This window comes from Pseudomonas sp. NEEL19, from assembly GCF_028751975.1.
GTDB classification, from domain to species: Bacteria; Pseudomonadota; Gammaproteobacteria; order Pseudomonadales; family Pseudomonadaceae; genus Aquipseudomonas; species Aquipseudomonas juntendi.
On sequence record NZ_CP081491.1, the window covers coordinates 2,957,054 to 2,982,421 of the forward strand.

30 protein-coding genes and 1 pseudogene are annotated in these 25,368 nt (G+C 61.1%); 12 read left to right on the forward strand and 19 right to left on the reverse strand.

What is annotated here, in order from left to right; translation table 11 throughout:
* Position 1: 1 nt before the first annotated feature.
* Positions 2 to 1,126, reverse strand: a complete 1,125-nt coding sequence (locus K4A76_RS13115) for a DUF4062 domain-containing protein (protein WP_274410426.1) — start codon at positions 1,124 to 1,126, stop codon at positions 2 to 4.
* 262 nt (positions 1,127 to 1,388) lie between these two features.
* Here K4A76_RS13115 and K4A76_RS13120 point away from each other — a divergent pair.
* Both K4A76_RS13120 and K4A76_RS13125 read left to right on the forward strand, forming a co-directional pair.
* Positions 1,389 to 1,967 (forward strand): annotated as a pseudogene (locus K4A76_RS13120) (GNAT family N-acetyltransferase); the annotation flags it as partial.
* 27 nt (positions 1,968 to 1,994) lie between these two features.
* Complete coding sequence (locus tag K4A76_RS13125; RefSeq protein WP_174824177.1) at positions 1,995 to 2,354, forward strand: cupin domain-containing protein; 360 nt, start codon at positions 1,995 to 1,997, stop codon at positions 2,352 to 2,354.
* A gap of 31 nt (positions 2,355 to 2,385) precedes the next feature.
* On the opposite strand, the gene K4A76_RS13130 is transcribed toward K4A76_RS13125, so the two are convergent.
* The 3 genes from K4A76_RS13130 to K4A76_RS13140 all read right to left on the reverse strand — a co-directional run bounded on the left by K4A76_RS13130 (position 2,386) and on the right by K4A76_RS13140 (position 4,303).
* Positions 2,386 to 2,802: a DUF6691 family protein gene (locus K4A76_RS13130; protein WP_110677190.1), complete on the reverse strand. Its 417-nt coding sequence runs from the start codon at positions 2,800 to 2,802 to the stop codon at positions 2,386 to 2,388.
* 1 nt (position 2,803) lies between these two features.
* On the reverse strand, positions 2,804 to 3,229 hold the full coding sequence (locus K4A76_RS13135; RefSeq protein ID WP_274410427.1) for a YeeE/YedE family protein: 426 nt from the start codon (positions 3,227 to 3,229) through the stop codon (positions 2,804 to 2,806).
* A gap of 147 nt (positions 3,230 to 3,376) precedes the next feature.
* Positions 3,377 to 4,303, reverse strand: a complete 927-nt coding sequence (locus K4A76_RS13140; RefSeq protein ID WP_274410428.1) for a universal stress protein — start codon at positions 4,301 to 4,303, stop codon at positions 3,377 to 3,379.
* Between the two features lie 358 nt (positions 4,304 to 4,661).
* Between K4A76_RS13140 and K4A76_RS13145 the strand changes: the two genes are divergently transcribed.
* A complete protein-coding gene (locus tag K4A76_RS13145) occupies positions 4,662 to 4,898 on the forward strand; it encodes a hypothetical protein (RefSeq protein ID WP_110677194.1) in 237 nt (78 codons plus the stop codon).
* Between the two features lie 187 nt (positions 4,899 to 5,085).
* On the forward strand, positions 5,086 to 5,778 hold the full coding sequence (locus K4A76_RS13150) for a DUF421 domain-containing protein (RefSeq protein WP_274410429.1): 693 nt from the start codon (positions 5,086 to 5,088) through the stop codon (positions 5,776 to 5,778).
* Between the two features lie 24 nt (positions 5,779 to 5,802).
* Here the strand turns inward: K4A76_RS13150 and K4A76_RS13155 are convergent, their stop codons facing one another.
* Positions 5,803 to 7,350 carry a sensor histidine kinase gene (locus K4A76_RS13155; protein WP_054911962.1) on the reverse strand — a complete coding sequence of 516 codons (1,548 nt, stop codon included), beginning with the start codon at positions 7,348 to 7,350 and terminating at the stop codon, positions 5,803 to 5,805.
* 248 nt (positions 7,351 to 7,598) lie between these two features.
* Entirely contained in the window at positions 7,599 to 7,781 is a 183-nt protein-coding gene (locus K4A76_RS13160) for a hypothetical protein (protein WP_009685512.1), read from the reverse strand.
* A 368-nt stretch (positions 7,782 to 8,149) separates the two neighbouring features.
* Between K4A76_RS13160 and K4A76_RS13165 the strand changes: the two genes are divergently transcribed.
* Positions 8,150 to 9,157 (forward strand): zinc-binding alcohol dehydrogenase family protein, encoded by a 1,008-nt coding sequence (locus K4A76_RS13165; protein ID WP_274410430.1) that lies wholly within the window; start codon positions 8,150 to 8,152, stop codon positions 9,155 to 9,157.
* A 139-nt stretch (positions 9,158 to 9,296) separates the two neighbouring features.
* Positions 9,297 to 10,154 (forward strand): SDR family oxidoreductase, encoded by an 858-nt coding sequence (locus K4A76_RS13170; protein ID WP_009685514.1) that lies wholly within the window; start codon positions 9,297 to 9,299, stop codon positions 10,152 to 10,154.
* 28 nt (positions 10,155 to 10,182) lie between these two features.
* Here K4A76_RS13170 and K4A76_RS13175 read toward each other — a convergent pair whose 3' ends face one another.
* Together K4A76_RS13175 and K4A76_RS13180 are read right to left on the reverse strand one after the other, a co-directional pair.
* Positions 10,183 to 12,255: a hybrid sensor histidine kinase/response regulator gene (locus K4A76_RS13175; protein WP_274410431.1), complete on the reverse strand. Its 2,073-nt coding sequence runs from the start codon at positions 12,253 to 12,255 to the stop codon at positions 10,183 to 10,185.
* A gap of 206 nt (positions 12,256 to 12,461) precedes the next feature.
* Positions 12,462 to 14,060, reverse strand: a complete 1,599-nt coding sequence (locus tag K4A76_RS13180; protein WP_182365313.1) for a histidine kinase famiy protein — start codon at positions 14,058 to 14,060, stop codon at positions 12,462 to 12,464.
* Between the two features lie 212 nt (positions 14,061 to 14,272).
* Between K4A76_RS13180 and K4A76_RS13185 the strand changes: the two genes are divergently transcribed.
* Positions 14,273 to 15,496, forward strand: a complete 1,224-nt coding sequence (locus K4A76_RS13185) for a zinc-dependent alcohol dehydrogenase (RefSeq protein WP_274410432.1) — start codon at positions 14,273 to 14,275, stop codon at positions 15,494 to 15,496.
* Between the two features lie 27 nt (positions 15,497 to 15,523).
* Here K4A76_RS13185 and K4A76_RS13190 read toward each other — a convergent pair whose 3' ends face one another.
* The 4 genes from K4A76_RS13190 to K4A76_RS13205 all read right to left on the reverse strand — a co-directional run bounded on the left by K4A76_RS13190 (position 15,524) and on the right by K4A76_RS13205 (position 16,917).
* A complete protein-coding gene (locus K4A76_RS13190) occupies positions 15,524 to 16,048 on the reverse strand; it encodes a hypothetical protein (protein WP_274410433.1) in 525 nt (174 codons plus the stop codon).
* A 48-nt stretch (positions 16,049 to 16,096) separates the two neighbouring features.
* Positions 16,097 to 16,255, reverse strand: coding sequence for a hypothetical protein (locus K4A76_RS13195; protein WP_274410434.1), 159 nt, complete (start codon positions 16,253 to 16,255; stop codon positions 16,097 to 16,099).
* Positions 16,256 to 16,260: 5 nt separating this feature from the next.
* A complete protein-coding gene (locus K4A76_RS13200; RefSeq protein ID WP_274410435.1) occupies positions 16,261 to 16,494 on the reverse strand; it encodes a PLDc N-terminal domain-containing protein in 234 nt (77 codons plus the stop codon).
* Between the two features lie 126 nt (positions 16,495 to 16,620).
* On the reverse strand, positions 16,621 to 16,917 hold the full coding sequence (locus tag K4A76_RS13205) for a DUF6555 family protein (RefSeq protein ID WP_173889552.1): 297 nt from the start codon (positions 16,915 to 16,917) through the stop codon (positions 16,621 to 16,623).
* Positions 16,918 to 17,105: 188 nt separating this feature from the next.
* Between K4A76_RS13205 and K4A76_RS13210 the strand changes: the two genes are divergently transcribed.
* Complete coding sequence (locus K4A76_RS13210) at positions 17,106 to 17,570, forward strand: hemerythrin domain-containing protein (RefSeq protein WP_054911967.1); 465 nt, start codon at positions 17,106 to 17,108, stop codon at positions 17,568 to 17,570.
* 41 nt (positions 17,571 to 17,611) lie between these two features.
* On the opposite strand, the gene K4A76_RS13215 is transcribed toward K4A76_RS13210, so the two are convergent.
* Both K4A76_RS13215 and K4A76_RS13220 read right to left on the reverse strand, forming a co-directional pair.
* Positions 17,612 to 17,884, reverse strand: a complete 273-nt coding sequence (locus tag K4A76_RS13215) for a hypothetical protein (protein ID WP_274410436.1) — start codon at positions 17,882 to 17,884, stop codon at positions 17,612 to 17,614.
* A gap of 84 nt (positions 17,885 to 17,968) precedes the next feature.
* Positions 17,969 to 18,721: a Gfo/Idh/MocA family protein gene (locus tag K4A76_RS13220; protein WP_274410437.1), complete on the reverse strand. Its 753-nt coding sequence runs from the start codon at positions 18,719 to 18,721 to the stop codon at positions 17,969 to 17,971.
* 167 nt (positions 18,722 to 18,888) lie between these two features.
* Here K4A76_RS13220 and K4A76_RS13225 point away from each other — a divergent pair, with 167 nt between their 5' ends.
* Positions 18,889 to 19,134: a hypothetical protein gene (locus K4A76_RS13225; protein ID WP_054911969.1), complete on the forward strand. Its 246-nt coding sequence runs from the start codon at positions 18,889 to 18,891 to the stop codon at positions 19,132 to 19,134.
* A 95-nt stretch (positions 19,135 to 19,229) separates the two neighbouring features.
* Here K4A76_RS13225 and K4A76_RS13230 read toward each other — a convergent pair whose 3' ends face one another.
* Complete coding sequence (locus tag K4A76_RS13230) at positions 19,230 to 19,457, reverse strand: hypothetical protein (RefSeq protein ID WP_054911970.1); 228 nt, start codon at positions 19,455 to 19,457, stop codon at positions 19,230 to 19,232.
* Positions 19,458 to 19,885: 428 nt separating this feature from the next.
* Between K4A76_RS13230 and K4A76_RS13235 the strand changes: the two genes are divergently transcribed.
* Positions 19,886 to 20,218 (forward strand): hypothetical protein, encoded by a 333-nt coding sequence (locus tag K4A76_RS13235; protein ID WP_274410438.1) that lies wholly within the window; start codon positions 19,886 to 19,888, stop codon positions 20,216 to 20,218.
* A gap of 116 nt (positions 20,219 to 20,334) precedes the next feature.
* Positions 20,335 to 22,122: a thiamine pyrophosphate-requiring protein gene (locus tag K4A76_RS13240; protein WP_274410439.1), complete on the forward strand. Its 1,788-nt coding sequence runs from the start codon at positions 20,335 to 20,337 to the stop codon at positions 22,120 to 22,122.
* Between the two features lie 78 nt (positions 22,123 to 22,200).
* On the opposite strand, the gene xth is transcribed toward K4A76_RS13240, so the two are convergent.
* The 3 genes from xth to K4A76_RS13255 all read right to left on the reverse strand — a co-directional run bounded on the left by xth (position 22,201) and on the right by K4A76_RS13255 (position 23,685).
* On the reverse strand, positions 22,201 to 22,995 hold the full coding sequence (gene xth, locus K4A76_RS13245; RefSeq protein ID WP_274410440.1) for an exodeoxyribonuclease III: 795 nt from the start codon (positions 22,993 to 22,995) through the stop codon (positions 22,201 to 22,203).
* Positions 22,992 to 23,234, reverse strand: a complete 243-nt coding sequence (locus K4A76_RS13250; protein ID WP_009685528.1) for a hypothetical protein — start codon at positions 23,232 to 23,234, stop codon at positions 22,992 to 22,994. Before K4A76_RS13250 ends, xth begins: the two co-directional genes overlap by 4 nt.
* Before the next feature lie 178 nt (positions 23,235 to 23,412).
* Entirely contained in the window at positions 23,413 to 23,685 is a 273-nt protein-coding gene (locus tag K4A76_RS13255; RefSeq protein WP_047149911.1) for a PepSY domain-containing protein, read from the reverse strand.
* A 178-nt stretch (positions 23,686 to 23,863) separates the two neighbouring features.
* Here K4A76_RS13255 and K4A76_RS13260 point away from each other — a divergent pair, with 178 nt between their 5' ends.
* Positions 23,864 to 24,403 carry a type 1 glutamine amidotransferase domain-containing protein gene (locus tag K4A76_RS13260; RefSeq protein ID WP_274410441.1) on the forward strand — a complete coding sequence of 180 codons (540 nt, stop codon included), beginning with the start codon at positions 23,864 to 23,866 and terminating at the stop codon, positions 24,401 to 24,403.
* Positions 24,404 to 24,476: 73 nt separating this feature from the next.
* Here K4A76_RS13260 and K4A76_RS13265 read toward each other — a convergent pair whose 3' ends face one another.
* Positions 24,477 to 25,364: a MerR family transcriptional regulator gene (locus tag K4A76_RS13265; protein WP_274410442.1), complete on the reverse strand. Its 888-nt coding sequence runs from the start codon at positions 25,362 to 25,364 to the stop codon at positions 24,477 to 24,479.
* Positions 25,365 to 25,368 lie beyond the last annotated feature (4 nt).

The following is a 25,368-nucleotide window of genomic DNA, read 5'->3' on the forward strand; positions in this document are numbered from 1 at the left end:
GCTATCTCCCCTCGAATTCGTCGGCAATGACTTTGACGATTTTGGCGCGTGAAGCGGCTCTTTTCGCCAGTGCCTGTGCTTCACCCGTTTGCTCCAGCCACTCCCTGAAACGCTGGAGTGCATGGCGCGTTTGCGACGCATCGCGACAGTTGGCCAAAAACGCAAACTGGACTTTTTGTATATCGTCAGCGACAAAAATACCGAATGAACCGCTGACAACCGTGGCGTCAGCAAAGCCTAGCAACGCCGTGGCCTGAAGCTCTGTGGCACCACGATGACAAGCGATCAAATGCAGCGGTCCTTCGGCACCGTTCAAAAGGTCAGCATGTTCGTGATCATGTAGAAAAGGCTTACCCACCAACTCACGCGCAGCGGCGACCGTGAATGCAGCCGGAATGGCATGGGCAAACACAACCACGTTCAGTCCGGCAATTGGAACGATGGCGTACGTTTCGCTAGCAGGAGTGTTGCCGCCATTGAGCGCCTGTAACAGGACCGCTTCCATCGCTCGCTTGCGCTGACGGAAGTCCATGCGTGTCCAATCCAGCGCTTGGCCCATGTCGAAACGGCTCGAAGCCGCAGCGGCTACACCGCGCTGAGTCAGAACGACCAACGCGTCGAGTAACGCTTCCTGAACGCGGCTACGCAGTTGCTCAACGGTCGAAACCATCCCACCCCTGAAGGGACTCTGCTGTGCAATGAATGCCTGGAAGCGCAGGTTGCGCGTAGCCTGCGCGTCCAGACCAGAATTGGTCGCTATATTTGGCATGGCAATGAAGCGCACCTTCCCTCGGGCAGTGGCCAATCCTTCCATGTACTCTGCATGACAAATCCCAATGTCCCCGTCACCACTAGCCCACCCCGCATTGCCATTGCACAGCACAAGCAGCACGTCGCAATCCCTGACGGCTTGCAAACAGGCGTCCCAACTGTCCTGCAAACCATCCGACGGGGGGGCATCTTCGTTGATCCATACTTCGAATACCTGTTTGCCAAACAGCAGCGTGCCCTCTATCTCATGCTTGAGTTGCGCTCGGATGCTGCTGAGGGTTTGCTCGCTGCTCGCCGGGAAACGGTCATTACAACGGCTGGACAGCATGACTCTGATTTTCTTTGACTGGGCCATCCCTGCTCCTGCCTCGACTTCCGAGGATCGACGCTCAAATCATAGACGCGAATTCACTGCCGCTATATGCCAGGTTATTTAAGCAACCAAACTTTCGCGCTCTATTCGCCGCCGTCAATGTGGCCAGCCGCCTGCAACTGAGCAAAGGCGTACCGTCGCGCATTGTGCCGACAGTGTTCGCCTGGAGCATCATGCCCGCCCTGCAAAGCACCTACCCTCCCCCGGTCAACGGTGTAAACCCGCCACCCCACCACCCGATCCCATGGAAGCCCTGGACATGCTTACCCACTTCAGACCTGCCGAGGCCTCGGACGCGCCCGATATCGCGCGCTTCTTTCAACTGACATCAGAAGGCATGGCCGATTACATATGGAGCAAGCTGGCCGCGCCGGGAGAAGCATTGCTGAGTGTGGGCGCGGCTCGCTATGCCAGGGAACAGGGCGATTTTTCATACAGGAATTGCCTGATGGCCACCTGCGAAGGTCGCGTCATCGGCATGATGCACAGCTATGCACTGCATGCGGCCCCTGACCGGCAGGTCGAGACAGACCCGGTACTCGCGCCTTACGCCGACATGGAAATACCCGACACCCTGTACATCTCCAGCCTGGCCCTGGATGAGGCCTGGCGCAGCCAGGGCCTGGGCGTGCAGTTCCTTCGCCACGCCCAGCAACGCGCCGAGGACCTCGGCTTGCAGGGCCTGTGCCTGATCGACTACGCGCAAAACCACGGTGCACGGCGCTTCTACGAGCGTCATGGCTTCAAGATCGTGAAAACCTGCCAGATCGTGCCGCACCCGATGCTCGCCGTCACCGGCGAAGCCTATTTGATGTATCGCCCTAACCCCCAACCCGCACGAGAAATAACCATGACCCAGAAACTGACCGTGTTCCGCGAAATGGATATCCAACCGGTGCGCGACCTGCCCTTCTTCGAAGAGGTGGTGGAAGGCGACCCGCACACGCTGACGTCCAAGTACTACCACGATGAACAGCAAGGTCGTATTTCCGGCGAATGGGAGGCCAGTACCGGAGCGTGGCGTATCGACTACAAAGTCTGGGAATTCTGCCATGTGTTGAGCGGGCGCTGCGTGATCGAGCTCGACGGCTGTGCGCCGGCCACCCTCGCCGCTGGCGACACGTTCATCATCGAGCCCGGCGCCAAAGGCAAGTGGACTGTGCTGGAGGACATGAAAAAGAACTTCGTGATCCTCGTTCCCGCAAACTAGTCGGCGCAGGCGCGTGGGCGCGCCTGTCAATTCAGCGGCGTGATGCTTCCACGGCGCTGAATACCACCATGCCCACGAGCATGGCCGCCACGAACAGCCAGGCTTGCCAGTAGCCGCCAACCAGCAGCACCAGTGCCGGGCCCGGGCAGATGCCAGCGATCCCCCAGCCGACCCCAAACATGAGGCTGCCGCCCACCAGCCGCCGGTCGATGTCGCGCCGCGTCGGCAACTGCATCCGGCCACCCAGCAACGCCACGCTGTGCCGCCGCGCCCAGGTCATGGGCAGCAAAGCGATGCCGATGGCGCCAACCATGACCAGCGCCAGCGAGGCATCCCAGCGCCCGGCCAGGTCGAGAAACCCGAGCACTTTCGCGGGGTTTGCCATGCCGGATAGCAACAACCCCAGGCCGAACAACACGCCAGCCAGAAAACCACTGAGCCGCTGCATGTCAGTTACCTGCCAGCACATGACGAAGGATATAGACGGTGGCAAACCCGGCCACCATGAAACTCAGCGTTGCTACTGCCGAGCGCGGCGACAATCGGGAAAGGCCACACACACCATGGCCGCTGGTGCAGCCTGCGGCGTAACGGGTGCCGAGGCCGACAAGCAACCCGGCGACCACCAGCCACCCGGGCGAAACCGTAAAGTGCGCAGGCGGCAGGGCCGTAAACAGTTGCCACAGCAACGGCGCGGCGAGGATGCCGAGCAGGAATGACACTTTCTCGCCACGCCCCTCCCCGCCACGTTGCAGCAACGACCCGAGCAGGCCGCTGATACCCGCGATACGCCCATTGGCCACGGCAAACAGCGCAGCAGCCAGGCCGATCAAGGCGCCGCCTGCCAGCGCCGTCCAAGGGGTGAAATCGTTCATGCACAGCGCCTCGAAGAATGCCACGTAAGGGAAACACCGACGTCGTCATTATGGCATTGCTGGCAGGCAGCCTCCATTGACGGTCGCGAACAGTGTCTGTGCCAACGCACCGCAGGTGCTTTCGTGCAGCCCATCACAACTGCCAAGTCAACCTTGAGAACGCTCGGGCGAGATCACCAGCACACTGGACGACAAGCGATGCAGTACCCGTTCGGCCGTACTGCCAATGAACCAGCCAATACCGCGGTGGTGATAGCTGCCCATCACCAGCACGTCGGTGTCATGGTTGTCCATGAACAGGGCCAGCGCCTTGGCCGGGTCACCGATGCGCATATGGCGGTGCTCGGCCGCTATGCCGTTGCGCTCGGCCAGCGCCTGGAAGGCATCGCTCTGGGCTTCATGAAGTGTGTGCGCCAAGTTGGAGTCGAACAGGAAGGCGTGTTCCCGACTACCGTCGGCGTCCAGGTACATCGAGCCCAGGTCGTAGGCATAAAGCAACTCGATTTGCGCATTGCACTGCAAGGCCAGTTTCAGCGCCTCGCTGATGATCTGGTCATTGAAACCCTCGTTCTGATCCTCTGGCCTGGACAAGTCCACCGCCGCCAGGATGGTGCGGGGCAATGCATGGCGGGCCTTGTGCACCAGGTGCAGCGGGATGCGGGTTTCGCGCAGCAGTTGTATATCCAGGGAAGTGAACATGGCGCGTGCCCACCAAGGCTCATGCTCGAAGGCCTTGATCAGCATGGCGAACGGCTGTTCGCGCAGGTGCACCAGGATCTCGTCGAGCGGGTGCTGCACCCACAGCACTTCGGTGGTCACGGTGACACCGCTGAGGCGCATCGGTTGCGCCTGGGCTTCGAGCCAGTCGCGGTGCTGCTGCACATAGCTTTCGCGCATTGCCGCCAGTGCCTGTTCATTGACCAGGCCTGCGGTTGCAAGGCCTTCCACATAGTCGAACGCCACGATATGCAGCGCCCTGCCCTTGGCCTTGGCCAGCGCGGCGGCGCGGTCGTAGACGGGGGTCCGGCGCATCAGCGGCGATGCTATCAACAGCAGTCTTTGCGGGGTTTGCATGGCCCACCTCGGCGGTTGCGTTACGTGCTCGCAGCATCGTTCAGCCATGCTCGGCAGACTTGACGTTTGTCAACTGACGCGCTCACGACAACGGCATTCATCACAACGCGGGTATTTGACGCAGATCAACCGGTTGCCGGACGCCAGGCACAACCTGATCCCATCGCAACGCCCTCACCGTCAGGCAAGGTATCGTCAACCTGCGCGGCAAGCTGGTGGAAACACTCGACATGCCGGCCCTGCTGGCGCTGGAGAAAGGCGAGCCTGCCAATGGAAGACTGCAAGCCCTGACCGTGCCATGCTAGATACGCTGATGGCAGCAGCACCGCTGCTGCGCAATCGATAGAGGTTCACTAGCATGGACGACCCGCTCGCCAAACTCGACCACTACATCGAAACCCTCGGCCCCATCGCCGATGCCCTCGAGCAGCAGGTTGGCCCCTGCCCCGGTACGCGCCCAGCGCTGATCGCGTGGCTGATGGAATGGAAGGGCAGCCACCCGGCACACAGTAAAATCGAGGGTGATCCGCCCTGCTTGCCTGCCAGCCTGAAAGCGGCCTACCGCCAATGGGCGAAACTGGAGGCCAGCGAATAAAGGTAATCAGCCCGCTGAACGATTGCCGCGGGCCGCTGCGCACGGAGCATTGCGAGGTTACCTGCGGTCGAACGCCTGACAGACCTCTGGCACTGCGCTGGGCGGCGGTTCATGCCAGCCGCCGATAAGCGCGTGCCAGGCGTGATTCGGCCCACATTGAGGGCTTAACGGACGGGAAAAGACAAGTATGGTCACATTCGATCTGCACAGGATGTTGCTCGGCGAATTTCCGGTCACCTTTCTCCTGGAAGTCGCCGCTCGGGTATTGGCCGCCTTTCTCGCTGTGTTCTGCTTTCTCAAGTTCAGCGGGCGCCGCGGGATCAAGCAGCTATCGCGCTTTGAACTGGTGGTAATTCTGACCCTGGGGTCTGCGGCGGGCGACGTGACATTCTACGAGGATGTGCCGCTTCTGCCGGTAGCCCTGGTGTTCATTACCCTGCTCGTGCTGTACCGCGGCACCATCTACCTCATGAAGCGAAGCAAGACCTGCGAGGCGTGGATTGATGGCCTGCCCATCACCGTGGTCAAGGACGGCATGTACGAGGTCCATTCGCTGCGTAACCTGAACATTTCAGCCAGTGAACTGTTCATGGAGCTGCGCCAACAAGGCGTGGAGCACCTGGGGCAAGTCCGTTTGGGCCTGCTGGAGACCGATGGCGACCTCAGCCTGTATTTCTACACTGCCGAGGATACCCGCCCGGGCTTGTCCGTGCTGCCTGCCGAACACCGGCCCGAATACAGCTCGCCGCCCGCGGCCGGGCTATACAGCTGCGTAGGCTGCGGCTTTGCGACCTACCATGAGGCTGAAGATACCCGCTGCTGCGAACGTTGTGGCCATGGCGTCTGGTCGCCGGCCCTGGACACCTTGCGCAGTCGATAAAGCAGGCTGCCAACACCGGCAAGGCTAGAGCTTGAAGCGGACATGAATACAGCTCTTGCTGGCCTGGCGGTCAATGGTCACCGCGGCGCTACCATACCCGGAATAGCTTTTGACCAAGCGCATACCCAGGCCGGTGCCCGTCGGCTTGGGGTAGTTGTCCGGGAAGCCATCGCCTTCATCGCGAACGGTGAGCAATGCATGGTCGCCTGCATGCTTGACCAGCACCTCAATGGTGCCTTTGCCGTACTTGAGCGCGTTGGTGATCAGCTCGGAGATGACCAGGCCCAGGGGCGCCATACGTTCAGGCGGCAGCACGAAATCATCTGCCTCCAGAACGATCTTGCGGTCTGCCAAGGCCTTGCCCAGATCGCCGAGCAATGCATTCAGATATTCTTCAGCATGCACGCCTTGGTCTTCAGCGGTCTGGTACAGCCGCTCGTGAACACTGGCAATGGTGACTACCCGGCCAGCCGCGGTTTCAAGCTGCAGCTTGACCGCCGCGTCGGCTGCCAGGTTTGCCTGCAGCAGCAGCAGTGTGTTCACCAGGTGCAAACTGTTCTTGACCCGATGATGAATCTCCTCCAGATAGAGGTCGCTGCGGTCTTGCCTGGTGTTCTGCGCCTCGATCAGGGACAGCAGTTGGGCCTCGTACTGATGCCGTGCGGTGATGTCGCGCGAAACGGCGATCACTCGCTCAACCTGGCCATTCACGCCCATGATCGGCGCCACCGTCACATCCCACCATTTCGGCTCAGTAGCCGATAACGGGCAATACGCTTCGAACCGAATGGTCTCGCCAGCGCCGACTTTACCCAGCGCCTCCCACACAATCGACCTGGATTCCTCTGGCCACAGCTCATGCCAGCGCTGGCCGGTAACTTCGGCAGCGCTGGTGTTCATGAAGGTCAGGCCAGCTTCGTTCATGAATTCGATGTGCCCGTCGGCAGACATGATCTCCACCCAGTCAGGGCTGGCATTGAGGATCGTCTCGGAATAGGGGTCGGGGTGAGGCGCCTCGACCCCTGCGGCAATCCGTTCGGCAGCCAGTGAAATGACGGTAGCGATCCCTTCCAGGAACACCAGGTCGCTTTCCACGAAATCCTCACCATTGCTGCTGTCGGCCTCAAGCACGCCGAATGGGCCGAGTACACCGCGAATCGGTACATTGATCGCGCGCTCGATACCGTATTTTTTCAGCAGCTCAGGGGTGCGGAACCTATTTTCCATGCCCAGATGGTTCGACAGTACCGGCCTGTAGGTGGCCAGCGCATAACCTGCCGGGCTGGCTTCATCTGCACCCACGGTAGCCCTGCCGATGTCTGCAGCATCCCACCCAACCCCATGGGACAGGACGAAACCGTCGCCGTCCAATTCAGGCTGGAGCACCTTGGCGTAGCGCGTATTCATGCCCTCGGCAACCACTTCACAGGCGCGCGTCAGCAGCAGGTCGAGTTCTGTGACCTGCAACGACACCACGCCAAACTCGACAACCAGCTCATGTTGTCGGTGAAGGCGTGCATGGGTTCGATTCAAGGCTGCACGGATCGTTTCGTCCGTAGGTAGCTGCTGCATAGGGTTCCCTTTGTAGTGTGCAGGAACGCGTCCAGCCTCCATACGCAGCGAAGGCGGTTCGCTTACCGCCCTCCTACGATAGCCGCTAATCGATGTACGCGCGCCAGTGCTCGCTCCGCTGCGCCAGCGTAGGGCTGGACTTCAATGGTCACTTTACGCGGTAAATTCAGGGGGCGGTGCATATTATGACGAGGCGTGCAGCAGCGCTGTGCCTGTTCAGCCGGTGGGTGGCGCCCCCTGCAGCGTTGCTACAGTTCATACGGGGTGGCCATGGGCCGCGTAGCACGCTGGCTCAAACCTTCCACCGCGGTAACCCGGGCAATTTCAATGCCATTGCGCACGATGACAACCACCGTGCCATAGATGACTTGTTCGAGGATGTACTCAAGGCTGGTCTGGGCTTCGGACAGGTCATATTTGACGTGGTGCACGATGGCGTTCCTTTTGGGAGGTTCGATTGGGGTGAGGTTCACCCTGCAGGCAAGCGGCCCGTGTAAGGCCACATGCTGGTCAATATGATGATGCGCCCGCCGGGGAATGTGCTGCCTAAAAACGCCACCGCTGAAAAGATTTTCGATTGTTTATTCTGATTCTCCAGAATTCGCACATTACCTATTCATTGAAGTGAATGTCTGATCACTTCACAGCCCCATCAGGGCAAGCGCAAACCGGGGCCGGGTCTCGAGGCCCTCAATGCATTTTCACGCCTGCAGAGAAAGTCTTGCTTCATGCAGGCTGTTTTTCCAATCAATTGAAATGCTTAGCCTGCACCCACTTTCCCAGCCTCTGGATACAACCCATGAAAGCCGTCGTCTATACCCAACCCGGTTTGCCCATTCAGGACCCACAGTCGCTCTACGACACAGAATTGCCCCCGCCCCAGGCGGGTGCCAGGGATCTGCTGGTCGAGGTCAAGGCCATTGCGGTAAATCCGGTCGACACGAAAATACGGGCAAGCCGTGGCGGCCAACAGCCACAGGTGCTTGGCTGGGACGCTGTCGGGGTTGTGCGCGAGGTGGGCCCTGAAGTGACGTTGTTCAGGCCCGGCGACGAAGTGTTCTACGCCGGCGCCATCGACCGCCCGGGCAGCTACAGCGAGCTGCATGTAGTTGACGAGCGTATCGTCGGGCACAAGCCCCGTAGTCTGAATAACGCTGATGCTGCGGCGTTGCCGTTGACCTCCATCACCGCTTGGGAGTTGCTGTTCGACCGCCTGGGCATTGCAGAGCAGGCTGGCCAAGGGCAAAGCCTGCTGGTGGTCGGCGCTGCCGGCGGGGTGGGTTCCATCCTGATCCAGCTTGCCAGCAAGCTTACGCAATTGACGGTGATCGGTACCGCCTCCAGGGCTGAAAGCCAACAGTGGATCGAGGAACTGGGTGCGGATCATGTCATCGACCACACCCGGCCGATCGCCGCTCAGCTTGCAGCGCATGAACTCGAGTGCGTGGATTATGTGATCAGCCTGACGCACACCGATACCTACCTGGACCAGTTGGTAGAAGTGCTTCGCCCACAAGGCAAGCTGGCGCTGATCGACGATCCGGCGCAGCTGGATGTGGTGCCCCTCAAGCGCAAGTCACTGTCGCTGCATTGGGAGCTCATGTTCACCCGCTCGCTGTACCAGACCGACGACATGATCAAGCAACATCATCTGCTCGAACGCGTCTCCAGCCTGGTCGACAAGGGCGTGCTGCGGACAACCCTGGGCGAGCACTTCGGTGCAATCAATGCCGAGAACCTCCGCCGTGCGCACACCGTCATCGAGAGCGGCAAGGCCCGGGGCAAGATCGTGCTGGAAAGCTTCTGACCGGAGCGCGAAGCAATCGCGCCTTGGTTCACGAGCAGGGGTGGCACCGCTCGTCGCTTCCTCGGCGCATTGGAACCAACGCGCAGGTACCAGCCTCCTCGAACCGGTATGAGCATTCTCAACTGCAGGAGCTTTTACCATGCGCGACTACCCTACCCCGCCGTTCCCGTCTCAACCGCAGAGCGTTCCTGGTACGCAGCGCAAGATGGAGCCATACCCGGATTGCGGCGAGCAGTCCTATACCGGCCATGGCCGGCTTGCAGGCAAGATCGCCCTGATTACAGGGGCCGACAGTGGCATCGGCCGGGCGGTGGCCATCGCTTATGCCCGGGAAGGCGCAGATGTTGCCATCAGCTACCTCGACGAGCATGAGGATGCGCAGGAAACCGCACGCTGGGTCGAGGCTGCAGGCCGCCAATGCCTGCTGCTGCCTGGTGACCTGGCGCACAAGCAACACTGCCAGGCCATCGTGGCCAAGACCGTCGAGCGGTTTGGCCGCATCGATGTCCTGGTGAACAATGCCGCGTTCCAGATGGCCCACGAAACCCTGGAGGAAATTGACGATGATGAATGGGTGAAAACCTTCGATATCAACATCACCGCCATTTTCCGCATTTGCAAGGCGGCGTTGCCTTCCATGCCCAAGGGCAGCTCGATCATCAATACCAGTTCGGTGAACTCCGACGACCCCTCCCCCAGCTTGCTGCCGTATGCGGCGACCAAAGGTGCCATCGCCAACTTCACGGCCGGCCTGGCGCAGTTGCTGGGCAAAAAGGGCATACGCGTGAACAGCGTAGCCCCGGGGCCCATCTGGACCCCGTTGATTCCGGCGACCATGCCCGATGAGGCGGTCCGGAACTTCGGCTCCGGCTACCCCATGGGGCGCCCTGGGCAACCCGTCGAGGTTGCGCCGATCTACGTGCTGCTGGCATCTGACGAAGCCAGCTACATCAGCGGGTCGCGCTATGCCGTGACAGGTGGTAAACCGATTCTTTGAGGGCAGAGCCGCCCTGCCAACCCCGGCATTATCGTTCGGGCTGCGCGCCCAGCATGGCATGTACCCTGGCCACCAGTTCGTCTACGGCGAAAGGCTTGGTCAGTAAAGCCGATGGGTCGCGCAGAAGCTCGTGCTCGAACAATGCCGGGTTGGTGAAACCCGTCATGAAGATAACGGGCAGCGCCTTGCGAATCTGGCGGCTGGACGACGCCATCTGAAGACCGTCAATGCCGCCAGGCAGCCCGACATCCGTTACCAGCAAATCGATGCGTGTGTCGGAAGACAACAGCTGCAAGCCAGCCTGGCTATCCGCCGCCTCGATGACCGTACACCCCAAACCGCCGAGCACATCACTGACGAACAGGCGCACGGAGGGTTCATCGTCAACGACCAGTACAGTACGGTCAGACCACCGGCCACACAGGCCATGCTCGAGTGCTGCACGGCCCGCCAGCTGCGGCTGGCCCCTCTCTGCCGGCAGGGACAATTCAACCCGCGTGCCTACCCCCTCCTCAGAACTGATCCTTACCTGGCCACCCGATTGCTTGGCAAAACCGTAGACCATCGACAAGCCCAGCCCAGTGCCTTCGCCTATCGACTTGGTGGTGAAGAACGGCTCGCACGCCTTGGCGAGCGTATCTGCACACATGCCCATGCCGTTGTCGGTGACGCTGATGGTCAGGTACTCGCCTGGCTGCAGTTCGGCATCCAGCCCAGGGCCTGCCTCCAAGGTATGGTTGGCCGTGGTGATCGTGATCGTGCCAGGCTTCTGCGCCAGGGCATCGCGGGCATTGATGCAAAGGTTCAACAGGGAGTTTTCGACCTGTACCGGGTCAACCAGGCACGTGGCCAACTGCGCGTTCAGATTGACCTTGAGGGCAATCGACGGTCCGACCGTGCGGCTGATAAGGTCCTTCAAACCCTCGACCAGCTCATTGACATCGGTGCGCACGGGCAGCAACGGCTGCCGACGGGAAAACGCCAGTAACCGGTGGGTCAACGCTGCGGCCTTCTGCGCTGCCCGGTGCGCGACTTCGAGGTAGCGCTCAACGTCTGCAGTGCGCCCAGCCTTGCCGCGCATCCGGGCAAGGTCAAGGCTGCCAATGATGCCTGCCAGCAGGTTGTTGAAATCGTGGGCGATGCCTCCAGTGAGCTGACCGATGGCTTCCATTTTTTGCGCCTGGCGCAGTGCCTCCTGCGCCGCCTCACGCTCGGCAACCGCTTCGCTGACCCGCTTTTCCAGCGTGCGGTTCAGCTCCAGCAGTTCAGCTTCCGCCTGCTTGCGCCCGGAAACGTCAATCGATGAGCCGATCAGGCCGATGATCTGCCCGGCTTCATCGACCAGCGGGGCCTTGACTGACAACCAAGTGGTTGCCGAGCCATCGGGCATGTCGACCCGCTCTTCAACCTGCACGGTCTTGCCGCTGCCCATCACCAGCCGATCCGTTTCCATCACCTGGCGCGCCTGGTCCTTGTCTTCCAGGAACTCCAGGTCGGTCTTGCCCAGGTAGAATTCGGGCGGTTTGCCAATCAGCTGCGTCGCGCCGTGGTTGGCAATCAGCATCCTGCCGTCGAGATCCTTGGCGTAGACCACGCCCGGCACGGCGGCCGTGAATGTGCGCAACAGGGCCGAGACCCGATCGCGTTCCGCTTCGGCGGCCCTGCGCGCTTCGATATCCATGAGCACACCCGGGAACCGCACGGCTCGCCCGCTATGGTCCAGCTCGGCATGGCCGTTGGCTTCGATCCAGTGGTAGACACCCTCCTCGTTACGCACGCGGTATTCACAGCGAAACGCTCCGCCGTTGGCCACTGCCCGCTGGATATCCTGATGCACCCGCTCACGGTCATCGGGGTAAATCGCCGAAAACGCTTCAGCCAAGGGGATGCCGGCCTGACACTGCTGCGCAGGAATGCCGAACGAACGGGAGAAACGCTCGTCTGCAGTGACCCGATCGTTGGGAATATCCCAGACCCAGGTACCGACGATAGCGGCTGCCTCCAGCACAAGTCGCAATTTTTCCGAGGAATCATCTGCAATAGAGAGTAATTCAGAACGGGTATTCAATGCCGACGGTGCGGCAACCCCCTCTTTATTCATGATCCACCTCTGTGGGAGCGTCATAATCCTGGCAATGTCGGCAGCCGCTGCTCACCGACATGTGACGCTGGTACAGGTCACGGACCAAGCTGTAGACGAAGGTGTACAGAGCATATGACCCTAGCGCAAGTGTTGGACCACAAGCAGGTGCAAACAATTCAATAACTTGCAAGGGCTTGCTCAGTCGTGCAGCCGCTGGCCGCGGCTCAGGTGACGCCGGTAGGCCCATCCAGCACCTGCCTGACCCGCCGTGCCAGGTCATGGGGCTGGCAAGGCTTGGATATCACCTCGAACTCCGAGCCGCCGATGTCGGTGCGCTCGATCGAATTTTCAGCATAGCCAGTCGTGAGCAATACCTTGATCTGCGGTTGCAGCCTGCGCACCTCCCGGGCAAGCATGACGCCGTTCATGCCGCCTGGCATGATCAGGTCGGTGAACAACAGGTCGTAGCGCTCGCCAGCCTGGATAAGCTTTAACGCTTCCCGCGCATTGAGCACCATGTCGGCTGCGTAGCCGTAGTCCTCGAGCACCATTTTTGCCAGCTCTGCCACATCCGGCCGGTCTTCCACGATGAGGATACGCTCTGAGCCGCCACTGCGTTCGGCGGTCTTCACGGCGGGCTGCTGGACGACCTTGGCGTCGTCGACGGGGAAGTACAGGCGCAGGGTCGTGCCTTCCCCCTCTTCGGTGTAGATGCGCGCAGCCCCCCCGGATTGCCTGGCGAAGCCGTAGACCATCGACAGGCCCAGCCCCGAGCCCTTGCCCTCTTCCTTGGTGGTGAAAAACGGGTCCATGACGCGGTCACGGATGCTGGCCGGCATGCCTATACCATTGTCGGTCACGGACAGGCTGACATAGTTGCCGGGCAAAAGGCCGTCGAAGGAATGGTTGATGTCGGTGACCAGCACATTGCGGGTTTCAATGAACACGTGCGGGCGCTTGCGCCCTATCAGCGCGTCGCGCGCGTTCATGAAGATATTGAGCAGTGCCACTTCGGCCTGCGTGGGGTCGATGCGGCAATTGCGCAGGTCGGCCTCGAAGTCGAACTCCACCAGAACATCGGCGCCGAAGGTCCGCTCCATCATTGGCCGCAGGTCCTCGACCAGGTGGTTGAGGTTGAGCACGCGCCCATGCAGTTTCTGCTTGCGGGCGAAGGCCAGCAACTGCTTGGTCAGCGTGCTGGCGCGCTCCACCGCCGTCTGCGCGTGCCCCACACTGCGGCGGATGCGATTGAGGTCGACCTGAGTCTTGTCAGCCTCATTGGCGATCAGGCCCAGGTACCCACCCATCACCTGCAACAGGTTGTTGAAATCGTGGGCGATACCGCCGGTGAGTTGGCCCAGCGCCTCCATTTTCTGGGCCTGGCGCAAGGCGTCCTCGGCATCGCGACGGCGGCTGACGTCCAGTTGCGAGGCAAAGTGATAGATCAGGTCACCGCGCTCATTGAAGATCGGCGAGATGAACAGCGCGTTCCAGAAGCTGGAGCCATCCTTGCGGTAATTGAGAATTTCCGTGGCGATATCCACACGCTGTTCGATGCTATCGCGCAAGGTTGCGACCACCTCGGTATCGGTTTCCGGGCCTTGCAGGAACCGGCAATTGCGCCCGAGGATCTCTGCCAGCTCATAGCCGGTCATGTCGAGGAACGCCCGGTTGGCGAAAATGATGGGGTTATCGTCACGGTTGGGATCGGTGACGATCATGGGCATCCGCGTGGTTTCCACGGCCGCGAAGAACATGTCGTGGGGCAGCTCGGAAATATCCCCTGAAGCCTGGTTACTGACGCGGGCCTTTTTACTGCTCACGGAAAACTCCTCGATCATTACCGATGCAGGTCCAATCTGGACAACGACAGCGGGCAGATTGCTCAATGCAGACAGCAGCGCTGCCGGGCCTGCGCTGCCGGCGCATGTGGCCCAACGAATTTGCCAATAAATTGCCGTTTCTGAACATTGCCGACTTGCCGAGTTCCCCGGCATGGACCATCTTGAAAGCAGCCACCGCAGGAGTCGTATCCATGAGAGCACTGACTTACCACGGGCCACAGGACGTTCGCGTCGACAATGTTCCGGATCCCATCCTCGAGCACGACGACGACGTCATCTTGCGAGTCACCGCCACAGCCATTTGCGGTTCTGACTTGCACCTGTACCACGGCAGGATCCCGCAGACCGAAGATGGCGACATTTTCGGCCACGAATTCATGGGCATCGTCGAAGAAACCGGGCGCGGGGTTACCCACTTGCAGGTCGGTGACCGCGTGGTGATCCCGTTCGTGATCGCCTGTGGTAGCTGCTTCTTCTGCCAGCTCGACCAGTTCGCCGCCTGCGAAACCACCAACCGAGGCCGCGGCGCCATCATCAACAAGAAAAGCATCCCACCTGGCGCCGCCTTGTTCGGTTACAGCCACCTCTACGGTGGCGTGCCCGGCGGCCAGGCCGAGTATGTGCGCGTGCCGAAGGCCAATGTCGGCCCGTTCAAGGTGCCGACAGCGCTGCCCGACGACAAGGTGTTGTTCCTCTCCGATATCCTGCCCACCGCCTGGCAGGCGGTTACCAACGCCCAGGTGGGTCAGGGTTCGACGCTGGCGATCTACGGTGCCGGCCCGGTCGGGCTGCTGAGTGCCGCCTGTGCGCGGATGCTGGGCGCCCAGACCATCTTCATGGTCGATGCCAACCAGCACCGCCTGGCCTTCGCCCACAACACCTATGGCGTAGTGCCTATCAATATCGAGGACGACGACGACCCGGCCGACAGCATCATCCGCCTCACCCCGGGTATGCGTGGGGTAGATGCCGTGATTGACGCGGTGGGTTTCGAAGCCAAAGGCAGTACCGCCGAAGCGGTGTTGACCGCACTGAAGATCGAGGGCAGTAACGGCAAGGCGCTGCGCCAGAGCATTGCCGCCGTACGCCGCGGGGGCATCGTCAGTGTGCCGGGGGTATACGCAGGGTACGTACACGGGTTCATGTTCGGCGATGCCTTCGACAAAGGCCTGACCTTCAAGATGGGCCAGACCCATGTGCAGAAGTTCCTGCCCGAACTGCTCACCTACATCGAGAACGGGCGCCTGCAACCCGAACTGATCGTGACCCATCGCATGGCACTGGAAGAGGCGGCCGCAGCCTACAAGATGTTCGATCAGAAAAGTGACAACTGCCGTAAGGTCATACTGGTTCCAGGTGCTGCGCCAAGTGGCCTGGCCGCTGACGTTGGCACAGGGGGACCAGGTCATCGTTGAGCCGAGGGTTGCTAGCGGCGGCGTTGCTCAGGCCAGCTGGATGAACACTGCATAGGCACCCAGGATCAGCCAGAACACCAGGAATATCCAGGGAGTACGCAGCGAGAACAGCAGGGACTTGCGGTGCCCGGCCTGTGATGTTTCCGTCTCACTGAACAGGGGCGACTCGTCATAGGCCAAGCCCATCAACGGCTCGCTGCGCAGCAAATGGCTCTGTTTGAGTTGCCAGTGCTCGATGATCCGATAGGCCGCGCGGATACCGGGCCAGGCATTGAGCGAGCTGAGTATGCCAAGCAGGGCCAGAAACGGCGGCACAACCAGGGTGAACATTTCGCCCCAGCTCTGGTTGAGGTTGCCCATCGATGACACGAACGCGATGACCAGAAATGACTGTGCGGCCAGATAGGCGTCGGTGCGGTTGGCAAGAATACTGGTCTCATACTGGATTTCACCGCGATAGAAATCCAGCCGCTCCTTGGGTGAGCCGAACATACGAGCGTTGTGCGCGCTGATCTCATGCTCCGGCGTAGTGGGGGTAATGATGCGCGGCACAGGTCGGCTCCTGATGGGGGTGAGATATTGGTTGCAACATCCCACGCGTCAGCCGCTGTGCACACCCTTCTCGCGCGCCTCCTTCTGGGCGGTGGAGTCATGCGAAGTGCCCCCGGAGCCATCCGGCCGGTGGGCATCGTTGTCGCGCTCCTGTTCGCCGGTGGTTTTGGCCTGTTCGACGGTTTTGTCTTTTTCGGAAGGTCTCATGGTGCTTATCCTTTACTGTGTTCTGGTGATGAGGGGCCGGTACCGCGCTTGATGCCCCGTGGCCCCCAGATACCCCAGACGGCCAGGCCGACAATCGGCAGCGCGAGCAGCAGCAAGGCCCACATCGCTTTGGTTGCATCTGCCTTGTCGCTACGAAAGACACTGACAATTGCCCAAAGATCGACCAGCAGGATGATCCCCATCACGGCGATCCAGAAATATGTCACCGGCTCATTCATGTCAGTTCTCTTGGTAAAGGGCCGCTTTGAACAACGGCCTCTTACTCAGCTGAAGCTGTAGCGCGCCACGAAGTTCAGCGGGTCTTGCTGAAGCTGGACCAACGGCAGGCGGCATGCCGGCAGGTATCAGCTTTTGCCCGGCCCGCCGTTCGAGAACTTCTTCACATCAATCGGCTGCGCAACGAACTCAGGGCCATCCCCCGAGGCGCGCCAGCGCACATTCCCGATGCCATAGCGTTCAGCCATGGGGCGGCTGACCTTCTTGATCGTGTGCTGGCCAAAGCGGGGGATAATCCCCACACCTGCATCACAGCTCGCCCAGTGCCAGGCTTCGGCGTTGTCCATACGCTCCAGGCGGATGATGAAGGTGCGGAATTCACCGTGAAGCTCATACTCGATCACATACAACTGCTGCCCTGCCATTGGACTCTCCTCCATCGATTCAGGCTAATGGAGTGAGCCGACGCTAGAAAATTCAGAAATTTTTGACCACTTGGTCATTCCCCTGCTCAGTACGCCGGTTCGCTGATCAACCGCATTGAACCTTGCCGCTTGCCGCTGGCTCAACACTTCGCGACCGTGACCATTTTCCCGCCTATGAGGGGTACCACATGAACGCAATTGAACTGTTGATCCAGGACCACCAGCTGGTGAAGAAACTGCTCGAAGAACTGTCCTCGACCACCGAGCGCGCGGTCAAGAAGCGTGCCGAGCTGCTCGCACGGATCAAGCAGGCAGTCGACATCCACACGGCCCTGGAAGAAGAGATCCTGTACCCGGCGATCAAGCAGGCCGGCGGCAAGGAAGAGGCCAAGATGTATTACGAGGCCAAAGAGGAACACCGCACTGTCGACTCGCTGGTCATTCCTGACTTGCTGCACACCGAAACCGGCACCGTGGAGTTCGCCGGCCGGGTCAAAGTGATGAAGGAGCTGCTCGAGCACCATATCGAGGAGGAGGAAAGCGAACTGTTCCCCACTGCCCTCAAGCTCTTGGGCAAGCAGGAGCTGGAGGAAATGGGGCTGGCCATGGAGGCGCAGAAGAAACTGCTCAAGGAAGAACAGCGAGCGGCATGACCTTGGCCTGCGCGCCCTCCCCGGGCGCGCAGCCACCGGCTTTATTCAGTAGGCGATTCAGTGTTGATCATCGGTGCCGCCTCTGCCAGCGCAAAGGCCCGGCGCTGCTCACGCCGACGGGCAAACGCACGCGCAGGCAACGGCTCTAGGCGTTGTGGCTGGCCAGTCAGCAAGGCGCGCTCGATTGCCGCCACCACCCGCACGTCGCGCCAGCCTTCCTCACCGTCAGGTTCCGGCATTTCATTGCGCAAAATGCAATCGGAAAAGTAAGCGGTCTCCCCGGCAAACTGGTCGACAATCGGGTTGACGTGCACCCGCGTTTCGCCACCGATCGTGGCACGGTAACTGATAGCGACCCCTTCTCCGTAGCCGAAGCAAGGCGAAGCTTCGATCTCGCCTTATGTACCCAACAGCTGGAAGCGTTCCGTGTCTGGCAACGCGTAGCTGACGGTGAACTGCGCCAACCGCTCCTCGGGAAAGCGCAGGCTGACAGTGACCGTGTCCCAGGTTTGCAGGGTGCTGCCCGGCGAGTGGACCCCCACTGCGCTGACCTCGATCGGTTCGGCATTGAACAACTGGCGGACCATATTCAGCGGATAAGGGCCCATATCGGGTACCGGCCCGGCAGCAAAACCGTTCTGTGCCCGGTGGTTGCCAGGTTTGACCCGTTGGGTGAAGGTCGAGGTAAACAACCGCGGGTCGCCGAAATGGCCTGCATGCACACGCTCGATCATGTCCAGCGTGCCAGGCTCGCAGTGCAAGCGGTAGGCGATCATCAGCTTTGCCCCCGAGCGGTGCGCCGCCTCGATCATCGCTTTGCAATCCGCCTCGCTGGTGCCCATCGGCTTTTCCAGCAGCACGTGGATACCGGCCTCCAGTGCGGGGATCACAAACTCGCGATGGCGAAAATTAGGTGTAGCAACATACACCGCGTCCACCTCACCGGCGCTTAACAGCGTCGCATACTCCTCGTAGGCATAGGCGTTGAGCCCATATTGGGCGGCCAGGTGAGTGGCCTTCTGCGCATCGCCGGTGACCAGTGCAGTGATTACCGAGTTGTCGGTCTGGCCGATGCCGGGCATGAACGCACCTTGGGAAATCGAACCACCGGCCACTACGCCATAGCGGATCTTGCCTGCTGCGGTGGGCATTGAACTGCTCCTTTTCATCAGGATGGTTGAGCACTTGAGTCATGGAATGGGCAAGCCCACGGGTTGAGAGGTTCCATAAATCTGCCTGCCCCGGGCCGTCAGGTAGTGTGAACCACGCCAGAAGGAGTGCGGTCCCACCATCAAATGCATGTGTTTGGGTAGCTTTGATGACCGACTTGATCGACTGGCTTGAGTGGCCTGCCATGATCCTGACAGTGTTGGCCGCATGGTGTATCGGCTCACGCCGGCCCGGCAGGCGTAAGCTGGGGTTCTGTTGCTTCATTGGCAGCAATGTGCTGTGGGCGATATGGGGCTGGCAGGCACAAGCCTGGGCACTGATCATTCTGCAGGTATGCCTGTGCTGCATGAACTTGCGCGGCTGGAAGAAAAACACCGCCATGGAAGCGGGCTGAGTCCTTACGCATCTGCAGCCATAGGCTGTTTGCGTTCAGCCAGGGCTGCCGCGCAACCCTGGCTCACGGCCGTCATCCTTCAGTCGATCAACAGCTCAACTTTTGCCCACCTTTTCATCGACCTGCGCCAACTGCCGCTTGATGGCCTCGGTCTCTGCTTCCTGCTCTTTGATCGACGTAGGCGTAATCACCTTGTCTACCGTTTCGGTCTTGGGGTCGGGTTTCTCCAAAACAGGGCCAGGCACCTGCTCGCCACGTTGTGCCTCTTCCGAGGAAATGGGGCGTGGAACCTTGTCGCCGGTCTTGCCATCGGTGTGTTTCATGAGTTTCTCCTCAGCTGCGTCAGGTGTATTCAGAAGAGCATGCAGGCTGGTAAAAGTTTGATTTGCATTGCTCCACTGGCGTAGCGACAGCGTCGTCGAATCGTCAGTTTGTGTACCCATGGGCAGATTGGATGGAACGGTCTACGTGGCGATACCGCCTAACGCCTTGCTCACTCACCCAGCGGAGAACCAGCATGATCGACCCTTCTCATCCCGACCCCTATGTTGACGAGATACCCCACAACCCCGGCGAGCCGGTACCCGAACCCGAGCCACCGAAGCAGGCGCCCGATTGGCCGGAAGGCCAGGTTCCGCCTGAGGAACAGTCCGACGGTTGAACCCAGCGTTGCGCCATCCGTCGGCAGCAATGCACGGACGGTGCGCTTATCAGGCCAAACAAAGGTGATCAACCTCGATGGAGACTCACCATGAAGACTTTCAAGCCCCACGCGCTGTTGTTGGCGCTATGCCTTGGAGCCAGTGCGCCGCTGGCCCTGGCCGCCACCGACATGAATGACCAGCGTGCTCCTGCTACCCACACGGATGACAGCGGCCACATGAACGGCAACGGCGGCGCTACCGGGTCCGGCACACCCAGCGATGGCATGGGCACCGGCTCCGGCGGTACCGACAGCAATGACACGGATAAAACAGGCGGAGATGGCACCACCCACGGCTCGGGTAGTGGCGGGACAGGGAACGGCACCGGAACGGGCCAGGGTGGCGGATCTGGCACAGGTGGCAGCGGCGCCGGTGGTTGAGCCAGCCGGCTGTAGCGCGGTATGCGCCCACTCGGGTGGCCCGCGCGCACTCACTTGAAACTTTACCCCCTGCTGCTCAGTCCAGACCCCTATCGATCACGCCTAGGGAGAACATGATGAGCAGCACAGTAGGTGACTTTCTGGTGGAGCGTCTGTACCAATGGGGTGTGCGGCGTATTTTTGGCTACCCCGGGGACGGTATTAACGGGGTGTTCGGTGCCTTGAGGCGAGCTGAGGGCAAGATCCAGTTCGTGCAGGCACGGCATGAGGAGATGGCCGCATTCATGGCCAGTGCACACGCTAAGTTCACCGGTGAACTGGGCGTGTGCATCGCGACTTCCGGCCCAGGCGCTTCGCACCTGCTGACGGGCTTGTATGACGCGCGCATGGATCACCAGCCGGTTCTGGCGATTGTCGGCCAGCAGGCGCGCGCCGCGCTCGGCGGGCACTATCAGCAGGAGCTGGACCTGGTGTCGATGTTCAAGGACGTTGCCGGGGCCTTCGTGCAGCAGGCGTCGACCCCAGCGCAAGTACGGCACCTGCTTGACCGCGCGGTGCGCACTGCCGTCGGCGAGCGCCGGGTTACCGCTGTCATTCTTCCGAACGACTTGCAGGACCTGCCCTATGAGGACCCACCGCGGGCCCACGGCACCGTGCACTCCGGCGTTGGCTACAGCAAACCCAAGGTAGTGCCCTTCGCAGCCGACCTGCAACGCGCCGCCGAGGTTCTGAACGCGGGGCGCAAGGTGGCGATACTGGTGGGGGCAGGCGCGCTGCAGGCCAGCGAACAGGTGATGGCGGTGGCTGAAGCACTGGGTGCTGGCGTGGCCAAGGCGCTGTTGGGCAAGGCGGTATTGCCCGACGATTTGCCGTGGGTCACCGGGGCGATAGGCCTGCTAGGCACCGAGCCCAGTGCGCAGCTGATGAACGAGTGCGACACTTTGTTGATGATCGGTTCCGGCTTTCCCTACGCCGAGTTCATGCCCAAGGAAGGCCAGGCCCGCGGCGTGCAGATCGACCTGCAGCCGGACATGCTCAGCTTGCGCTACCCGATGGAAGTCAACCTGGTGGGGGATGCCAGCGAAACACTGCAGGCCCTGCTGCCGCTACTGGAGCACAAGACCGATCGGCGCTGGCGGGCCAAGGTCGAAGGCTGGCGCGGCAAGTGGGACAAGACCTTGGCCAAGCGGGCCATGGCCAAGGCAGACCCCATCAATCCGCAGCGGGTCGTTCACGAACTTTCCCCGCGCCTGCCCGACCATGCCATTGTCACCAGCGACTCGGGTTCCTGTGCCAACTGGTATGCCCGCGACCTCATGGTGCGCCAAGGCATGCAGTGTTCGTTGTCAGGAGGCCTGGCGAGCATGGGCGCGGCGGTACCTTATGCCATCGCCGCCAAGTTCGCCCACCCGCAGCGTGGCGTGGTCGCGCTGGTAGGTGACGGCGCGATGCAGATGAGCAACCTGGCCGAGCTGATTACCGTTGCCAAGTACTGGCAGCAATGGGACAACCCCCAGTGGATCTGCGCGGTGTTCAACAACGAAGACCTCAACCAGGTCACCTGGGAACAACGGGTCATGGAAGGCGACCCGAAGTTCGAGGCTTCACAGTCAATTCCGGATGTGCCTTATCACCTGTTCGCCATCTCCATCGGCCTGCAGGGTATCTACGTGGAGCGGGAGGAGGATATCGCCGACGCGTGGGAGCGGGCGCTGGCGGCTGACCGGCCTGTGCTGATCGAGTTCAAGACCGACCCGAATGTGCCTCCCCTGCCCCCACACATCAAGTTGGAGCAGGCCAAGAACTTCGCCAGCAGCCTGCTCAAGGGCGACCCTGACCAGGCCGGGGTCATCGTGCAGGCCGCCAAACAGGTGCTCAGCTCGGTGCTGCCGGGCAAGAAGTAACGCACCACGTGACTGCGCTACCGGAATGGGCCTCGGCTGTTCCGGTAGCCACCGAGGCAGAGCGCTTTGCCCGTTGCCTCAGTTGCGGCGGCGGCCGCCCAATTCGACCCACACAGGGGCGTGATCGCTGGCCTTGGCCTCATTGCGCACCCAGGCATCTACCCCCGCCCCTTTCAGGTAAGGGGAGAGCTCGCGGTTGAGCAGCAGGTGGTCGATGCGCAGCCCGGCGTTACGTGCCCAGTGGTTGCGGAAGTAATCCCAGAAGGTGTACACGCGCTCGTCCGGGTACAGGTGGCGAACGGCATCCGTCCAACCTTGCGTCAGCAGACGCTCGAAACAGGCACGGGACTCTGGCTGCAACAAGGCATCCTTGAGCCAGGAACGTGTGTCGTAGATGTCCAGGTCCGTGGGCACCACGTTGAAATCACCCGCCAGGAGCGCTGGGTGCCCATTGGCATAGAGCGTTTGCGCATGCTGGATCAGGCATTCGAACCAGCGCAACTTGTAATCGAATTTCGGCCCAGGCTGCGGATTACCGTTGGGCAGATACAAGCACCCGACCAGCACCCCATGCGCCGCTGCTTCCAGGTAACGGCTCTGTGTGTCGTCCTCCATGCCTGGCAAGCCACGTCGCACCTCCAGCGGCTCGCTGTCACGCGCCAGAATGGCCACGCCGTTCCAGGCGGGCTGGCCCTGATAAACACAGCCGTAACCTGCTGCTTCAATTTCCTGGCGCGGAAACTTGTGATCGGCGGCCTTCAACTCCTGCAGGCAGGCGATGTCGGGCCGTTCGCGCTTCAACCACTCCAGCAACGCAGGCAAGCGACTGCTGATGCCATTGATGTTGAACGTGGCGATGCGGAGGTTTTTCATGCGTCAGGGTCATTCACGTGGGCCTGAACTGCGTCTTCCAGCGCTCGCACATGGGCTTCGTCGGCCAGTGCCTTGAGCGCCAGCCAGTCGTCCCAGTCGAGTGTGCCATCGTCGCGCAGTGCCTCGGCGGTGCGCAGCAGTTCATGGTGGTAGGCGTCTGGCGATTCGCTGCGGTAACTGACGTCGTCGTACTGCGCATACCACGCTGCCAGCTCGGGAATGCTGCGTTCGATACTCATGGCGCTGCCCTCGCTCAATCATTATGGGTGAGAGCACCTCGAGCGCGCGATGTTCAGTCCGGGTGCATCGGCGGTTGAGCGCGGCCGGCCACTGCGCAACAGAACGGCGCAGGAACCGGCCACAAAAAAAACCCGTGCTCCAGGCACGGGCCGCTCAGTGAGCAACACCCGCTCTGGATCAGTTATCCAGTTCGTCCTTGACGACCTTGCCGTCGCGCGGATCGACCTTGAACTCATACTGCTTGCCATCAGCTTTGATGCCCTCACCTTCCCAATGGCCGTCATCGGCCTCGATCTTGGTGATTTGCGTGTAGCCAGCGCCCTTCAGCGTCGCCTCCGCCTGGTCTTTGCTCACCTTCCAGTCAGCACCAGGCTGGTCCGCCCACGCCGCCGTACTGCCCAGCGCGGTCGCCAGCGCCAGGCCAGTGAACAGTCGAGTCATCGTCTTCATCGCCAACATCCTTTTTCATGAAAGTTAGCGGTACGACTGGCGGCCGCACCTCAGCGTTCAGTTTTGTTTCGGGGGCATGGATGCGATGTCATCGGCCAGCACCGCCGGTGAATCGCGTTGGAACTTCCCGGCGGGACGATGGCCTCCTTCTCAGGCCTATCGAAAACGGAGAATCACGATGTACGACAAACTGAATGGCAAACGCGTGGCATTCCTGGTGACTGACGGTTTTGAACAGGTCGAGTTGACCGGCCCACGTGAAGCCCTGGAACAAAAAGGCGCGGTGGTCGATATCCTGAGCGAAAAGGACGGCACGGTACGCGGCTGGAACCATGACAAACCGGCTGACGAGTTTACCGTGGATGCCACCTTCGACAGCGCGCAGGTGGACCTGTACGACGCCATTGTGTTGCCGGGCGGGGTGCAGAACTCCGACACCATCCGCCTGATCGAAGGCGCGCAAGCCCTGGTGAAAAGCCACGCTGCGGCAAACAAGCCACTGGCAGTGATCTGCCACGGGGCCTGGCTGCTGATATCGGCGGGCCTGGTAAAGGGCAAGCGGATGACCAGCTACCAGACCTTGCAGGACGATATCCGCAACGCCGGGGGCGAGTGGGTGGATGAGAAGGTGGTGGTAGACGGCCACCTGATCAGCAGCCGCAAGCCGGACGATATCCCGGCCTTCAACGATCAGTTGATCAAATCACTGAGCGAATGAACCGCTTCAGCCAAGGCAGGCTGAGGTCGCGTTGATGCTGTGAGTTTTGCGCACCCGGTCCTGCAGCGGGTGCTCAAAGCTCCAACCGGCCTGCCAGCAAGGCACTCAGCACCCCGGCAAGGTCATCGCCCTGTTCATCCAGCAGCCGCAGGGGTATGCCTTGCAAGACCGATTGTGACCCGGCTAGGTCCGCACCGACCAACGCCAGCGGGCACGCGACATCCATCTGCAAGGCGCGCAGCTGGCGGGCCAGTGTTGCGCTCACCGAGCCCTGTACGGCAATCACCAACGCTGCAGGCTGCACGGCGGCGCAAACCAGCGCCAGCTCTTCCAGTGGCTGATCACAGCCAAGCACATCAATGCGCTGTTGCTCACTGCTCAGCAACAGACCGGTGCACAGCAACTGTGCTTCAGCATGCCCTTCAGTGCCCACCATTATCACGCGCGGCGCATTGGCCTGGTTCATCTGCAGGCGCATCAGTAGGCGCGCACGCAAGAAATTATCGAAGAACACCCATTGGCTGCGTTGGCCGAAGGCTCGCCCGGCGGCCAGTTGCTGCCAGACCGGCATCAGCACTTCGCGCAGCACCGTCGCTTTGGGCAACAACGTGAACAACTGGCCATGCAGCGCATCCAGCGCCTGGGCATCGAACGCCTGGGTAGCACGCAGCAGCGCTGCGCGCCATTCGGCAAAGGCCGAATCCGACTGCATGGTGGCTTTCGGCTGGGCGGCGAGGCGCTCACCGACCTTGCTGATCGGCAGCCCATGGTTGGTCCAGTGCAGAATGTCGCGGATACGCTGCACGTCCTCGGCCGTGTACAGCCGGTGACCACCGTCGGTGCGCTGCGGGCGGAGCAAGCCATGGCGCCGCTCCCAGGCGCGCAGGGTCACCGGGTTGATGCCCGTCAGGGTGACCACATCGCGCATGGGCAGCAGGTCGGCTTGAGTAGTATCAGTCATTGCA